This window comes from Shewanella marina JCM 15074, from assembly GCF_000614975.1.
GTDB lineage: Bacteria > Pseudomonadota > Gammaproteobacteria > Enterobacterales > Shewanellaceae > Shewanella > Shewanella marina.
Map to the genome: position 1 here is coordinate 1 of NZ_BALM01000061.1, position 2655 is coordinate 2655.

The window sequence follows — 2655 nt, forward strand, 5'->3', positions numbered from 1 at the left end:
GATTGACCCGCAAAAAAATCGTCGCCTTGTTGGCTATCGTCTCTATCTAAAAAACCATCATTATCACCACTACAACCTGCAAGTAGCGCACTTAAAAATAAAACATTGAGACTGTGCTTAATCATACCAATCCTTGTTTTTAGTTAACTCTATCATCTACAGTGAGTTAATTTAATTATTGAATAAGCTAACGATTAATAACGCTATAACTTTATATTTATCAAAACATTACCAACAAAAAGCCAGTGCGATTAAGCACTGGCATTCTAAGTATTACAATTCCGTCGCGTTATGAAAAACTCTCCACCCCTTGACTTTAACATCATTAATTAATGTCGCGTTTGCTGGGGCTGTCGGCTGATTGAAACGAACAACACCAGAATTTATTGGAGATAATTTTATGGTATTAAGCAAGTTATCCATGGCAGATTGCTCAATCATTTCAACAATAATATCACTCACTCTAGACCAGTTAGCAATACCACTCATGCTAGCAATACCACCATTAAGTCCATCTTTGTCACCATAAAAATGTATAGATGTTGCATTAAATCCAATTTTGACTAAGTCAATCGTAGCTTTATTGCCTGCACCATAAACTCGCCAAGCATTAATGACATCTTTACCTTGCTCATTAAATGAACCTGTTAAATTGCCTCCTGCATCAGTAACAGCTAAGAAGAATTGCCTACTTGGATTAGCCATAATATCTGCGGCAGAACCATTTAGCTGCACAGAACCTGCGATTAAGGTTAAATCGACAGTTGGTACAGGTAATTGAGTAGTAAGTGAATGATAAGAAGAGCCAGGATGAGTCGAATAAATATAAAACTCTTTAGTCGCTTTCGGGCCATTCGCTCCCGTAGCTTGTAATGCTCCTCGAGTTAAAATATGAAATATTTGCATCCCAAGTTTATTGCTAATAGCTAAATTATCCGCATTCCCATAAATATCAGCATATTGGCCGCCAGCATTACCATGAATATAAAGATTTTCTAATGCAGGTCCTGCAGTCATAAATTGCTCTATATCACCTGTTGGAATAATGGCACCATCTAACGAAAATCGCTCGGTATGCTGAGTCCAATTAGACCAATCAAAGTTATTCCAATTACCCACAATTTCTCCAGATGGAGCTGAGTTTAATTTAAAGTAAACTCGCCCATTAAGAGATGTATTTGGTTCACTTCCAAACATGGGCGGTAAATCTTCAATTAAACCAGTACCAACCGCACCTTGACTTAAATAAATTTCCCTTATTAATGTCCGTGGTAAATCAGCTACATCGTATGAGAAATTCTGATTCTCTTGAGTACTTGATATCGGTGTCGTATAGAGAGTTTTTAACGCGCCATTTTGTGGTAATTCAGCTGCTGTGCCTACTAGCGAAACATTATTATAAGTTCTGATTAGCTCAACACTATCCCCCACTGCTGAAGCATTGATGTCTTCATAGCCTTGCGCCTTTATTGATGTTGCTGTTAGTGAAATATTATCAAGGGCTCCTGTAGTATCACGGGTATGGGTAAAATAAGCGCCCGTTACAGGAACTCTTAGGGTTGACACATCACCATCAAAATAGATGTCATTATTTAAAGTAAAACTACCACCAACAATCGGCAACTGGTTAAGCTGATTAATGTCACCTGTCCAACCATATCTTAAATAAAGGTTTTCAATTTGAACTGGATTACAAGCATCCCAAGTAAATACGACTTCGCCTTGATAATCATTAGTATAAGTATGCGGTGCACCGCCTCCGGTCCATACTTGTGTATTACCATCACCCCAATCAATGGTCATTGAACTGCCTGCAACTAAATCTGCAGTAAAGTCGACTCGTAAATAAGGTTTAATGGTCGTATCAACAAGAATCGCCGCGCGGCCAAAGGTACCTGGGATACAACTTGGGGTCACATGCAGATCGGCATTGGCCACATAACCGTTATACCAAGCAGAAATCACCGTGCTACCTTCCAGCTCCGTTTGTGCTTTACCCTCAGCGACTAATACCGATGCCACCTCTGGCATACTTGAGCCCCACTGCGCTACATCTGCTAATGGAATAGGATAAATCTTACGATCAGAGAATGAACCGAGTAACTGATACTGAACGCTAGTACCTGCTGCTGTGGTATATGGATTCGGGCTTAAATAGACATTCCATAAATCCAAATCACTGACTCGTAAATCATCTGTGGCATTATGCGTTTGATCTGTCACATATTGCGCTTGAATGGCTAACTCACCTGCCGCTAAGCCCAGTACATTACCGTCATTATTAATGGTCACTAAACCATTGACCGATGCACTCCATGTCACTTCACTGGCATTAATTGGCCGCTCAATACCATCTGAGTATTGACCATACACCAAATAGTTCACCGATAAATCAACCGGTAACACCTCATCAAACTTGACATCTTCTGGTGCGATGCGAATGCTCTCTAAGGTCACATCATTGACTTTAAAGTTAGCCGTGTCGGTTAATGCGGCAAAGTTAGCGGTTAACACTAATTCACTGTTTTGTTTGTTGTTAGCAGTCACAAGACCGTTATCACCTAAACTGCCGACAGTGGCATCATCAATACTCCATGTGGCTTGATGACTGACATCAAGTTCACGCTCACCATTACTGCCGCTATAGGTAGCTAG

The 2655-nt window shown here is 40.2% G+C and carries 1 protein-coding gene; it reads right to left on the reverse strand.

All coding sequences use genetic code 11. The features are described 5' to 3' along the window. Positions 1–273 precede the first annotated feature (273 nt). The coding region (locus JCM15074_RS24465; protein ID WP_037470140.1) for a hypothetical protein at positions 274–2655 on the reverse strand (2382 nt) is incomplete at its 5' end.